Annotated in this window: 11 protein-coding genes; 4 read left to right on the forward strand and 7 right to left on the reverse strand. The window is 70.6% G+C overall.

The genetic code is table 11. From position 1 onward, the window contains the following. Nucleotides 1–247 precede the first annotated feature (247 nt). On the reverse strand, nt 248–862 hold the full coding sequence (locus EF387_RS28840) for a M48 metallopeptidase family protein (RefSeq protein ID WP_128379555.1): 615 nt from the start codon (nt 860–862) through the stop codon (nt 248–250). A 227-nt stretch (nt 863–1,089) separates the two neighbouring features. Here EF387_RS28840 and EF387_RS28845 point away from each other — a divergent pair, with 227 nt between their 5' ends. Further along, on the forward strand, nt 1,090–2,304 hold the full coding sequence (locus EF387_RS28845; protein ID WP_128379556.1) for a TOMM precursor leader peptide-binding protein: 1,215 nt from the start codon (nt 1,090–1,092) through the stop codon (nt 2,302–2,304). Next, a complete protein-coding gene (locus tag EF387_RS28850; protein WP_128379557.1) occupies nt 2,297–3,688 on the forward strand; it encodes an ABC1 kinase family protein in 1,392 nt (463 codons plus the stop codon). Before EF387_RS28845 ends, EF387_RS28850 begins: the two co-directional genes overlap by 8 nt. Nucleotides 3,689–3,883: 195 nt before the next feature. Here EF387_RS28850 and EF387_RS28855 read toward each other — a convergent pair whose 3' ends face one another. From EF387_RS28855 to EF387_RS28870, 4 genes are all read right to left on the reverse strand, one after another. Further along, nucleotides 3,884–4,207 (reverse strand): hypothetical protein, encoded by a 324-nt coding sequence (locus tag EF387_RS28855; protein WP_128379558.1) that lies wholly within the window; start codon nt 4,205–4,207, stop codon nt 3,884–3,886. Next, nucleotides 4,204–4,572 (reverse strand): WhiB family transcriptional regulator, encoded by a 369-nt coding sequence (locus tag EF387_RS28860; RefSeq protein WP_019072119.1) that lies wholly within the window; start codon nt 4,570–4,572, stop codon nt 4,204–4,206. The genes EF387_RS28855 and EF387_RS28860 overlap by 4 nt, the downstream gene beginning before the upstream one ends. Before the next feature lie 176 nt (nt 4,573–4,748). After that, a complete protein-coding gene (locus EF387_RS28865; RefSeq protein WP_128379559.1) occupies nt 4,749–5,069 on the reverse strand; it encodes a hypothetical protein in 321 nt (106 codons plus the stop codon). 160 nt (nt 5,070–5,229) lie between these two features. Further along, nucleotides 5,230–7,443: an ATP-dependent DNA helicase UvrD2 gene (locus EF387_RS28870; protein ID WP_238431757.1), complete on the reverse strand. Its 2,214-nt coding sequence runs from the start codon at nt 7,441–7,443 to the stop codon at nt 5,230–5,232. 276 nt (nt 7,444–7,719) lie between these two features. Here EF387_RS28870 and EF387_RS28875 point away from each other — a divergent pair, with 276 nt between their 5' ends. Both EF387_RS28875 and EF387_RS28880 read left to right on the forward strand, forming a co-directional pair. Beyond that, complete coding sequence (locus tag EF387_RS28875; RefSeq protein ID WP_128379560.1) at nt 7,720–7,977, forward strand: glutaredoxin domain-containing protein; 258 nt, start codon at nt 7,720–7,722, stop codon at nt 7,975–7,977. A 99-nt stretch (nt 7,978–8,076) separates the two neighbouring features. Then, entirely contained in the window at nt 8,077–8,889 is an 813-nt protein-coding gene (locus EF387_RS28880) for a phosphotransferase (RefSeq protein WP_128379561.1), read from the forward strand. A 432-nt stretch (nt 8,890–9,321) separates the two neighbouring features. Here EF387_RS28880 and nudC read toward each other — a convergent pair whose 3' ends face one another. Then, on the reverse strand, nt 9,322–10,266 hold the full coding sequence (gene nudC, locus EF387_RS28885; RefSeq protein WP_162467231.1) for an NAD(+) diphosphatase: 945 nt from the start codon (nt 10,264–10,266) through the stop codon (nt 9,322–9,324). Between the two features lie 106 nt (nt 10,267–10,372). After that, on the reverse strand, nt 10,373–11,785 hold the full coding sequence (locus tag EF387_RS28890; RefSeq protein WP_128379562.1) for a dipeptidase: 1,413 nt from the start codon (nt 11,783–11,785) through the stop codon (nt 10,373–10,375). Nucleotides 11,786–11,802 lie beyond the last annotated feature (17 nt).

Consider the following 11,802-nt stretch of genomic DNA (forward strand, 5'->3'; position numbering starts at 1 on the left):
CAAGATCGCCCTCCATGGGCAAAACCCGGCCGACCGGCGCGCGCTGACGGGCCGACCCGACGGCCGACCGGGGAGCCGCCGCCGACGGGTGAACCGGGCGATCGGCAGACTTGCGACGCGCAGCGACGCACGGCCGGCTCTCGACGCCCAGCCGGCTCTCGACGCGCAGCCCACTCTCGACGCGCAGCGACGCACGGCCGATGTGCGACTGGCAGCCGATTTGTCTGCTCTCCGGTTCGCGGTCCGGTCACGGTACGTGCCGTCGGTTCTCTCCGTCAGGGGCGGGCTGGTGCCGCAGCCGGTCGGCCGCGACCACGCCCTCCAGATAGCCGCGGGCCCGTTCGGTGCGCGGGTAGGCGTCAAGAAGCCGCCAGAACCGGGGGCCGTGTCCGGGGACGAGCAGATGGGCGAGTTCGTGGACGAGGACGTAGTCGACCACGTATTCGGGCATGCCCTGGAGCCGGTGCGAGAGGCGGATGCTGCCCTCGGAGGGGGTGCAGGAACCCCAGCGGGTGTTCTGGTTGGTCACCCAGCGGACCGAGCTCGGCCGGGCCCGGCCCTCGAAGTACAGCTCGGACAGGCGGGCGGCCCGCTCGGAGAGCTCCGCGTCACCGAGCACCCGTTTGCTCTCCTGCGCTGCCAGCTTGTCGAGCATGACGCTCACCCAGCGCTGCTCCTCCGCCTTGGACATCCGAGCGGGAATGAGCACGATGGTGCGATCGCCCTCGCGGTACGCGGAGACCGTCCGGCGACGGCGCGTGCTCCTGCGAACCTCGATCGCGCTCGCCCCCGAGCCGCTCGGCGGCTGGCTCGTCGTACTGCGCTGTGGGGTTCCGGCGCTGTGCAGTGGGTCGGCGGGCACGCCATGACGTTACCCGCTCCACCTGGGGGAAGTCCCGCCTCCGGGAGGGTTCGGTTCCGATCTGCAATCCATGCGTCTGATTTGTACGACGAACCCTCACAGCTGTGGATAACTTTCGGCACGATTCGGGCGGAGCGGGCATGCTGGCGGTCGACCGGCAGGCCCGAGACGGACGATGCCGGTCTGCTCTGCGGGATGACTACGGGACGGTACACGGGGGTCGCTTCATGCATCCGATGGTGAAACCCGCGCTGCGGCGCGGCTGGCGGGACCGCAACACCGTGCAGTTCGGCGTCGCGCCGGCGCACGCGATGCTGCTGGGTCCGGTGGACACGGCGACGGGCAGCTTCCTGGAACTGCTCGACGGGACACGCGGGCTCCTCCTGTTACGCGAGGAGGCCCGTCGGATGGGGCTGCCGGACGGCCATGCCGACGCAGTGGTGGACCGGCTCGCCGGGGCGGGCCTGCTGGACGACGCGACCGGCGGCGGTCCGGCCGCCGACGCGCTGCGCCGGAAGGAGGCGGTGCTGGACCGGCTTCGGCCGGACCTCGCCTCACTCTCCCTGGTCACCTGCGAACCGGGAGGCGCCATGGCCGGGCTCGCCGCTCGCCGTTCGCTTCACGTCCAGGTGCGCGGCGCGGGCCGCGTCGGAGCGGCGCTGGCCGCGACGCTCGCGGGCGCGGGCGTGGGCCGCGTCGAGGTGGTGGACGGCGGCTGTGTGGAGCCGTGGGACGTGGCGCCGGGCGGACTGCCCGCCGAGTCGGTGGGCGAGCGCAGGGACGCGGCGGCACGCCGGGTCGTACGAGGAGCGGCACCGGACCGGCCGCCCCGCCGCGCGACCCGGCCCTGCTCGGACGACGCGGAGCCCGGGCTGGCCCTGGTGGTCCTCGCCCCGCGCGACGGGCTCGCCGCATATGTGCCCGACCCGGCCGCGGCCGAGCGGTTCGTCGCCTCGGGGACACCGCATCTCTACGTGGGCGTCCTCGAAGGCACGGGAGTCGTCGGGCCGTTGGTCCTTCCGGGCGAGACGGGCTGCGCCGGATGCATGGAGCGGGCGCGGATGGACCGGGATCCGGCCTGGCCGCGACTGCTGGCCCAGTGGCGCTCGGGGCGCGGCCGCCGGGTTCCGGCCTGCGATCTGGCGCTGTCCGGGGCGGTCGCGGGGCTGGCGGCGGCCCATGCCCTGGCCTTCCTCGACGGCCGGCCGCCGTCCAGCGCGGGGGCCCGCTGGGAGGTGTCACTGCCGGGGCTCGACTGGCACGCGCGGCCCGTGTGGGCGCACCCGGCATGCCCGTGTGGCGCGATGGACAGAGCTAAAAGGGAGCACTCCTCGGCGGACGGGGGGCGGCACGAGACAATGGCGGAGCAACAGCCGCCAACGGAGTCAGGCCGTCAGGGACACCCGGCGCGGCTGTCTGGGACTTGGAGGGCGCATGTCTGATCTTCCCCGGAAGGCGGTCACCCGAACCGCCAAGCTCGCCGCGCTACCGATCGGCTTCGCCGGGCGGGCTACCTGGGGGCTCGGCAAACGGATCGGGGGCAAGTCCGCCGAGATCGTCGGACGCGAGCTGCAACAGCGCACGGCCGAGCAACTGTTCAAGGTGCTCGGCGAACTCAAGGGTGGGGCGATGAAGTTCGGGCAGGCGCTGTCCGTCTTCGAGTCGGCGCTGCCCGAGGAGATCGCGGGCCCCTACCGAGCCGCACTGACGAAGCTCCAGGAGGCCGCGCCGCCGATGCCGACGAGCACGGTGCACTCGGTGCTGGCGGAGCGGATCGGCGAGGACTGGCAGGAGTACTTCCTGGAGTTCGAGGACAAGCCCGCGGCAGCGGCCTCGATCGGCCAGGTGCACCGGGCGGTGTGGCACGACGGGCGCGAGGTCGCGGTCAAGGTGCAGTACCCGGGCGCGGGCGAGGCCCTGCTGTCCGATCTGAACCAACTTGCCCGATTTTCCCGGCTTCTGGGTCCGCTCATCCCCGGCATGGACATCAAGCCACTCATCTCGGAACTGCGCGACCGGGTCTCGGAGGAGCTGGACTACGGCCTGGAGGCACAGGCCCAGCAGGCACACGCCGAGGAGTTCGCGGACGACCCGGACGTCCTGGTACCCGAGGTGGTCCACCAGTGCGACCAAGTGTTGATCACGGAATGGGTGGAGGGCATTCCCCTCTCGGAGGTGATCGCGGACGGCACGCAGGAGCAGCGTGACCGCGCCGGCCAGTTGCTGGCCCGCTTCCTCTTCTCCGGCCCGGCCCGTACGGGCCTGCTGCACGCCGATCCACACCCGGGCAACTTCCGTCTGCTGCCGGACGAGAAGGACGGATGGCGGCTGGGGGTCCTGGACTTCGGGACGGTCGACCGGCTGCCCGGCGGCCTGCCCACCCAGATCGGCGACGCGCTGCGCATGACGCTCGGCGGAGATGCCGAGTCGGTCTACGCGATGCTGTGCGAGGAGGGCTTCGTCAAGGAGTCCATCGATCTGGACCCGGACGCGGTTCTCGACTACCTCCTGCCGATCATCGAACCGGCGCAGGTGGACGACTTCACCTTCACCCGCGGCTGGATACGCAGCCAGGCGGCCCGTGTGGCCGACCCCCGCTCCCCCGCCCATCAGCTGGGCAAGCAGCTCAACCTGCCGCCGGCGTACCTGTTGATCCACCGGGTCACCCTGAGCACCATCGGGGTGCTGTGCCAGCTGGGAGCGACGGTTCGGCTGCGGGAGGAACTGGAGGCGTGGCTGCCGGGGTTCCTGGCGGACGAGGAACTCGTGGAGGAGGACCCGCTGGAGGACGGGCTTCTGGAGGGGGACTCGGCGGCTGAGGCATGAGCGGATCCGGGTGACCCGAAGGGGACCCGGGTGATCCGAAGGACACGGCCCCGCGTTCCCGAATCCAGGCTGACGCGGGCACGGGTGTCGCAGAAGGAGTGAACGCCCCGCGGGGGCGGGTCCTTCTGGACCCGCCCCCGCGGACAGTACGCGCCTCACGGGAACCGGGAGGCCACCGCTACCGGTGTGGTTCGGTCACTGCATCACGGCCATCGCCAGCGCCCGGCGGGCGCGCAGCGACGCGCGCTCCGCACGGCGCTGCATCCGGCGGGCCACCGCCAGGCGGATCGCCCGGCGCTCCGCCTCGGCCGCCCTGTGGCGCTCGTGCATATGCGCACGTGCCAGTGCTTCTGGGATGAGTTGCATCTCTCGGGTCCTGTTCTGACGCGAGTCGTTCGCGCCGGTGGTGGTGAAGTCTGGAATCGCGGAGCCTGCGGGCTCGCTGGTGGACGGCTTCATCGGGGCCTGCTTCTGGGGGTCGTGCGTCAGTGGGCGGTCGATCGTTCCTCGGGTGTTCATGCCGTGACCGGGTTCTTGCGCGGGCGACCACGGGGCCGCTTGCGGGCCACGACCACACCCTGGACGAACAGCTCGCCACCCCAGACGCCCCAGGGCTCACGCCGCTCCTTGGCCCCGGCGAGGCAGGCCTCGATCAGCGGGCAGGTGCGGCAGAGGGACTTGGCGTACTCGACGTCCGCCGGCGACTCGGCGAAGAAGACCTCCGGGTCGTAGGAACGGCAGGGGACGGGCACGCCCAGGTTCTCGATGGCGTCGTCGAGCGCGGTGAGCGCAGTGAGCGGGGTCAAGGTGGAGTCCTCCGTGAGGCCGGGCGGGGGGATCGTTTCGGAAGGCGGTACGGACGGGGCGTGCGCTTCGAGTTGCACGGTTTCGTCTTCCTCGTCTGGTCGTTCCGGCCCTGTTGGGGCCGGGAGGCGGCTGGTACCGGGTCTTACTTGTTCCCGAGGCCCCTTCACTCCGTCATCCCCGTTCGGGGAAAACAGAAGGGCCGCGGATCCCGGGTGGGGTTCCGCGGCCCTGAAGGCGCCGGCCTGATCGAGGATCAGGCTGGATCACTCCAGGGTTCAGGCCCACGGAAGGCCCACATCGTCAGGTGCTGCTTCGTCTGCTTCCGGGATCCGGCACCGGCCGCCGCAAAGGCATAGGCGTGCGCCTGTGCCTCTACTGCTTCCAGTGCCTGAGTCGGTCGCTCATTGCGCTCGCGGACAGGGAGGCCCGAGAGAGACAGGACGGACACCGGACGGTCGGCACGAATGCGGGACACACCGGTGGCCAGGGTCGAGGCGCCGGACATGCACAGGAAGACGACGGAGGGATCGGTCAGTTTGACGGTGCTGGTGGAGCTGGGGCTGATGCTGATCACTTCAATCGCCTCCTCTCGGCGCCTCAGGGACCGTGGGAACGGCCCGGGGTTGTTAAGTACACCACGAAATCGGCGCCTTAGAGAAGGCCGCCGCTTCCGTGCTTAAGAACCTATGGGGATTGCTGGGGCATGCGCAAACTATTTTTTCGACGAGTTCGCGTCATGCTTCCAAGCCATCCCCATCCGGGTCCTGGCCTGCGCAGATGGCCAGAACTTCGGTTCCGTAGCGGTTGAGCTTGCGGCTGATGACCCCGGGGATGCGAGCCAGCTCGGCCGCGGACTCGGGAACCGCTTCCGCGATCGCCATCAGGGTCCTGTCGGTGAAGACGCAGAAGTCGGGCTGTCCGCTGCGCTCGGCCTGGACGGCCCGCCAGTCGCGCAGTCGCTCGTAGAGACCCTCGTCCATCTCTGAGGGACAGTCCTCGCAGCGCATCAGTTTCATCTCACCGGCCTCGCTCAAGGCCCGGCCGCAGACCCGGCAGCGGGCCGGGGTCCGCCGGGTACGCCGCGGCACGCCCCCGACGGTGCCCGTGCCCGTACCCGTGCCGGTCAACCCTCGCTCGATGCCTCCGGAGGCGGCCGGGCCGCCCCGCGTCACGGTTGCCGTGGAGCCGGGGCGCAGCCCGTCGAGGAAACGACTCGGCACCCGCGTGGGGCGTCCGCCGGGCGAGCGGGACAGGGACCAGGAGACACAGAGATGTTCACGAGCGCGGGTGACACCCACGTAGAGGAGGCGGCGCTCCTCCTCGATCTGCTCGTCCGTCTTTGCGTACGTGATCGGCATCATGCCCTCGGAGACACCGACCAGGAAGACGACGTCCCACTCCAGTCCCTTGGCGGAGTGCAGCGAGGCGAGCGTGACCCCCTGCACGGTCGGGGCGTGCTGGGCGCCGGCCCGTTCGTCGAGCTCGGCCACCAGGTCGGCCAGGGTGGCCTCGGGTCTGACCGCGGCGAAGTCCTGGGCGAGGTGGACCAGGGCGGCCAGGGACTCCCAGCGTTCCCTCACCGCGCCGGAGCCGGCCGGGGGTTCGCTGGTCCAGCCCTCGCCCGACAGCACGTCCCGCACTTGGGAGGGCAGGTCGACGGTGTCGTCGAGCCGCACGTCGTTGCCGCCGAAACGGGCGGCGGCGCGCAGGGCGGTGCCCGCCTTGCGCACCTCGGGACGGTCGAAGAACCGCTCGGCGCCGCGCAGTTGGTAGGGAACCCCGACGTCGGCGAGGGCCTGCTCGTAGTTCTCGGACTGCGCGTTCGTGCGGAACAGGACGGCGATCTCGCTCGCCGGGACCCCCGAGCCGATGAGATCGCGAATGCGACGGGCGGCGCCCTCCGCCTCGGCGGGCTCGTCGGCGTACTCGGCGTAGGCGGGCTCCGGCCCGGCGGCACGCTGGGAGACCAGTTCCAGCCGGTGGTCGGCAGCGCGGCCCCGGGCCTGGGCGAGCAGACCGTTGGCGAGGTGCACCACCTGAGGTGTGGAGCGGTAGTCCCGGACCAGCTTGACGACGGTGGCTCCTGGGTGCCGGACGCGGAAGTCGAGCAGGTGGTCCGGGGTGGCGCCGGTGAAGGAGTAGATCGTCTGGCTGGCGTCGCCGACCACACAGAGACTGTCGCGGTCACCGAGCCACAGTTCCAGCAGGCGCTGCTGGAGGGGGCTGACGTCCTGGTACTCGTCCACCACGAAGTGCTGGTACTGGCTGCGGACCTGGTCGGCGATGTCGTGCCGGTCCTGGAGGATGCCGACGGTCAGCAGCAGCACGTCCTCGAAGTCGATGACCGCGCGCTCCCGCTTGAGGTTCTCGTAGGTCGCGTAGAGCTGGGCGATCTCGAAGGGGTCCCGGGGGGCTTCACGGCCCGCCTTGGCAGCGGCGGCCGCGTAGTCGGCGGGGACGGTCCGGGTGACTTTGGACCACTCGATCTCGGCGGTGACATCACGCAGTTCACCCCGGTCGAGACGGATCCCGTAGGCCGCCGCGGCGTCGGCGACCAGCGGGATCTTGCGGTCCACGAGGCGGGGCAGGCTACCGCCGACCGCCTTGGGCCAGAAGTACTGGAGCTGGCGCAGCGCGGCCGAGTGGAACGTCCGCGCCTGGACGCCCACGGCACCGAGCTGGCGCAGCCGACCGCGCATCTCTCCCGCGGCCCGAGCAGTGAAGGTGACGGCGAGCACACTGGACGGCTGGAGGATTCCCGCGCGCACTCCGTAGGCGATGCGGTGGGTGATGGCCCGCGTCTTGCCTGTGCCGGCGCCCGCCAGCACGCACACCGGACCGTGCAGGGCGGTGGCGACCTCGCGCTGCTCGGGGTCGAGCCCGTCGAGCACCGCGTCGGCCGTGTCCGGGACCCGCGGGAAGAGGGTGGAGTGCGTTGCTGCTGTCACGCCGCCATGCTGCCAGGTCCGCGGAGACAGGTGCGCCGGTTGTCCACAGGGGGACGCTCCCAGTCGTACTAATGCGGCAGGCGTCCCGTTCTCCTGCGGCAGGGTCCGTTCTCCTGCGACAGACGTCCCCTTACTTGTACGGCAGGCGTTCCGTTTCTCATGCGGCAGGCGCCGCGTACGGCGTTCGCCATTCCCCCGTTCCACCTGGGAATGAGCGCCCGGTCGCGTACGTTCACCCTTCGGACACCGCCCCGGCAGCGAAGGAGCGCGAGACAGATGCAGGGCACTGTGACGATGTACAGCACCACCTGGTGCGGGTACTGCCGTCGGCTGAAGAGCCAGATGGACCGCGAGGGCATCGCGTACACCGAGATCAACATCGAGCTGGACCCGGAGTCCGCGGCGTTCGTGGAGAAGGCCAACGGCGGCAACCAGACGGTGCCCACAGTTCAGGTAGTTCCCTCCAACGGTGGCACTGAGGTCGTCATGACGAACCCGAGCCTTGCTCAGGTGAAGCAGGCACTCGGCGTCTGACCCACATGACGCACACGACCCCCGACCGGCCTGGCGCCGGTTCGGGGGTCTTTGTATGCCCGGCCTGCACGGGGCCGCCTCGGCGGTAGCGTGATCGACATGACGACCGAAGACGAGGCGGACGGCGAGGCGCTGGTCGGAGGCATGGTGAACGCGGGGGCGGTCTTCCGCCGGGGTGAGTTGGTGGAACGCCCGGCACCACGCAACGCACACGCCCTCCATGCCCACCTCCTTGCGCTGAAAGAGCACGGCTTCGACGCGGCCCCGACTCCGGTGGGCCTCACCGCTGACGGTCGTGAGCAGCTGACCTTCGTTCCCGGCGACGTGGCTCTGCCACCGTTCCCGCCCTGGGTGTTGACGACAACCGCCCTCGAATCGGTGGGGATCCTGCTGCGCGGCCTGCATGAGGCCAGCGCGACCATCGCGGTCGACAAAGACGTCGCGTGGCCCCAGGACCTCGCCGATCCGGCGGGAGGAACAATGGTGTGCCACAACGACGTATGCCCGGACAACGTAGTTTTCCGCGACGGTCATGCCGCCGCCTTGATTGATTTCGACCTGGCAGCGCCCGGCCGTCCTCTCTGGGACGTCGCCATGGCTGCCCGCTACTGGGTACCCATGCTTGATCCGGCATCCGCGGCTGCCCTGTATCCCTCCGGATTGGATGCGGCTGCACGGCTGCGGATCCTCGCCGACAGCTACGGCCTCTCGCCGAGGGAGCGCACCGAATTGCCCGGCGTGATCGAACAGGCCACGGAGATCTGCCGGGCCTTCGTCGCCCGCCGCGTGGCTGACGGTGATCACGTCTACCTCCAGGCGCTGGCCGAACGTGGCGGATGGGAGCGCTGGGACCGCATGCAGGTATGGCTGGCCGCCCACCGCGAGACGTTCACGGTCGCTCTGCTGGACTGACGTGCTCTGGTGTCGGGCCCCCTCGTCCCCACCGAGGACAACTACCAGGGGACCACTCGCGCCGAACGCCAAGTGTGCGGCTTTCCCGTTCTGGAAAGCTGGGGATCTTGACCTTGCTGTCAGGAGGTCGGAAGCATCGAACGCCAAGACATGGGCGGTCCTCCCTGGCCGCCACAAGCAGGAGGGAAGTCTACAGACCGTGCCACCGTTCTGTTCCCGGACGCTCGACGCTCACCAATCCGCCGCTGGCCCAGGTCAAGCAGAAGATCGGGGCGTGAGCGACGTCGCCCCGGCGCGCGTTTCGCGATGACTGCGGCGACCCTGTTCAAGGGCCGCCGCAGTCTTCCGTTTTTGTCCAGGTGAGTGAGTAACGCCACAGCAGCCGACGCCGGAACAATCGCCTCGGCGTCCGCGTGCGGCGACGGGCCCGGCTCAGGGAGCCGAGCGTGTGGGCAGTGGCTTTCCGTACCAGAGCTCGATCAGCCGGGCCGCGATGGAGATCCCGTACGGGGGCAGCACCTCGCCGGACTCGAAGGCGGCCTTGAGGTCCTCCCGGGAGAACCAGCGGGCCTCGTGGATCTCCTCCCCGTCGACGTCGATGGCCGCGCTGGTGGCGCGGGCCATGAAGCCCAGCATGAGACTGGACGGGAAGGGCCAGGGCTGGCTGGCGATGTACTCGACCTCGCCGACCGTGATCCCCACCTCCTCGAGCACCTCGCGGCGCACCGACTGTTCGATCGACTCGCCGGGCTCCACGAATCCCGCCAGTGTGGAGAAGCGGCCCTCCGGCCAGTGCACCTGGCGGCCGAGCAGGATGCGGTCCTCGTCGTCCGTCACCGCCATGATCACGGCGGGGTCGGTGCGTGGGTAGTGTTCGGCCCCACAGGCCGGGCAGCGGCGGATGTGCCCCGCGGCGGCGATGACGGTGCGTTCACCGCAGCGGGAGCAGAAGCGGTGCATGCGCTGCCAGTTCTCCAGCGCGACGGCGTGCACCATCAGGCCCGTGTCCCGGGGGGACAGCAGCAGTCCCGCCTCGCGTAGTCCGGCCGCGCGCGCGGACTGGTCCATCCGGCCCGGCAGCGCGTCCTTCTGGAGTGCGAAGTAGCTCACGCCGTCGGCGTCGGTGCCCAGGAAGTAGCGGTGTGCCTCGGTGAGAGGGGCCTCGAAGGACGGCGTCATCACCAGTTCGGTGGTTCCCTCGGGTGTTTCGTCGATGAGCACCTGGCCGCCGGAGACCACGAAGACCCGGGTGGTGGGGTGGCTCCACGCCGCGGCGAGCCATGCCTCGTCGAGCCGGTGGTGGGCGGCCCGGTCGATGCCGCTCGGGGCGGTGAGCGAGATGGGGCGGTCGGCGGTGTGGTCGGTCCAGGTGCTCACGGTTGTTTCCAACTCCCCCGGTGGAACGGGTTGTTCAGCGGGACGTACGGCGGCGTCGGCAGGACGTGGTGCGGGGCTCGGCGGGTTCCGGCGGGGGCCGGTCTCTTCAGTGTGCACCGGGCAGGTTTCCCTTGAACTCGCCCCACAGATGAGCGGCGGTCTCGACACCCTTGAGCAGCAGATCCAGCTCGACCTTCTCGTTCGGCGCGTGCCAGCCGTCGGAGGGCACCGAGATGCCGAGGAACAGCACGGGTGCCGCGAGCACGTCCTTCAGGTCCGCCGCCGGTCCCGAACCGCCCTCACGAGTGAAGCGGATCTCCTGTTCGAAAGCCTTGCCCATGGCGCGTACGACGGCCTGGAGGGCCGGGTGGTCCAGCGGCGTCAGGCACGGGCGCGTGGCGGCCCCGAAGCTGATCTCGTGGCGTACGCCGGCGGGCAGCTGCCGGACCGCCCAGTCCCGTACGACCCGCTCCACGTGGTCCGGGTCCTGCCCGGCGACCAGCCGGAAGGACAGCTTCACCGTGGCCGAGGAGGGAATGACCGTCTTGCTGCCGGGGCCCTGGTAGCCGCCTCCGATGCCGTTGACCTCTGCGGTGGGGCGGGCCCAGACACGCTCCAGGGTGGTGTACCCGGCCTCTCCGTGGGTGGCGGAGGACCTGGCGGTGCGCAGCCACCGCTCCTCGTCGAAGGGCAGCTGGGCGAAGAGTTCCCGCTCGCGGTCGGTGAGTTCGACGACGCCGTCGTAGAAGCCGGGGATCGCCACGCGCGCGTGCTCGTCGTGCAGGGCGGCCACCAGCCGGGCCGCGGCGGTGGCCGGGTTGGGCACCGCGCCGCCGAAGGAGCCGGAGTGGAGGTCCTGCCCGGGCCCGTGCAGTGTGATCTCGCACTCGGCGAGGCCCCGCATCCCGGTGCAGACCGTCGGGGTCTCCTCCGCCCACATGCCGGTGTCGGAGACGATCACCGCATCCGCGGCGAGGCGCTGCGCGTGCTCCTCGACGAGGGCTCGGAAATGCGGCGAGCCCGACTCCTCCTCGCCCTCGATCAGCATCTTCAGGTGCACGGCCGGCGTGGTGCGGCCAGTGGCGGCGAGGTGGGCGCCGACGCCCAGGGTGTGGAAGAACACCTGGCCCTTGTCGTCGGCGGCCCCGCGCGCGTAGAGGCGGTTGTCGCGGACCACGGGTTCGAAGGGGTCGGTGTCCCAGCCGTCCTCGAGGGCGGCGGGCTGGACGTCGTGATGGCCGTAGACGAGGACCGTGGGCGCCTCGGGGTCGTCCGATGGCCACTCGGCGAACACGGCCGGCGCGCCGGGCGTCTCCCACACCTCGGCGGTGGGGAAACCGGTCTCCTTGAGCTTGGCGGCGAGCCAGTCGGCGCTGCGCCGTAGGTCCGCGGCGTGTGCGGGCTGTGCCGATACGGACGGTATGCGCAGCCACTCCGCGAGGTCGTCGAGGAAGGCGGCGCGGTGCAGCGCGATATGGGCGCGGACGGCATTGACAGCGCTGTCAACGGGCTTGCTCATGGCCCCGAGCCTATCCG

It is taken from the genome of Streptomyces cavernae, from assembly GCF_004023625.1.
Classification (GTDB): domain Bacteria; phylum Actinomycetota; class Actinomycetes; order Streptomycetales; family Streptomycetaceae; genus Streptomyces; species Streptomyces cavernae.